At 68.5% G+C, this 473-nt stretch carries 2 protein-coding genes; both read left to right on the top strand.

Features of this window, described 5'->3' with window-relative positions:
- Positions 1-326 (top strand): MaoC/PaaZ C-terminal domain-containing protein (locus CCN37_RS37405; RefSeq protein WP_256388111.1); only part of this gene is annotated, 326 nt, incomplete at its 5' end.
- Positions 319-473 (top strand): Phenylacetic acid catabolic protein (locus CCN37_RS41900; protein ID WP_371505697.1); only part of this gene is annotated, 155 nt, incomplete at its 3' end. The genes CCN37_RS37405 and CCN37_RS41900, both read left to right, overlap by 8 nt.

Consider the following 473-nt stretch of genomic DNA (forward strand, 5'->3'; position numbering starts at 1 on the left):
ACACCGACGCCGAGGCCGCCGCCGCGAACCCGTTCTTCGACGGCATCGTGGCGCACGGCTACCTCGTGGTGTCGTTGGCCGCAGGGCTGTTCGTCGACCCCGCGCCCGGCCCGGTGCTGGCGAACTACGGCTTGGAGAACCTGCGTTTCCTCACGCCGACCTACCCCGGCGACGAGCTGACCGTGACGCTCACCGCGAAGCAGATCACGCCGCGCGCGGACGCCGAGCACGGCGAGGTGCGGTGGGACGCGGACGTGACCAACCAGAACGGTGAATCCGTTGCCAAATACGACGTCCTGACCTTGGTGGCGAAGACCCATGGATGAGCTGCTTGAGCACTTCGAGCGCACGGTCGAGCGGGACCAGCGCATCGAGCCCCGCGACTGGATGCCCGAGGGCTACCGCAAGACGCTGATCCGGCAGATCGCGCAGCACGCGCACTCCGAGATCATCGGCATGCAGCCCGAGGGCGC

The sequence above is a fragment of the Allokutzneria sp. NRRL B-24872 genome (genome assembly GCF_002155965.1).
Taxonomy (GTDB): Bacteria; Actinomycetota; Actinomycetes; order Mycobacteriales; family Pseudonocardiaceae; genus Allokutzneria.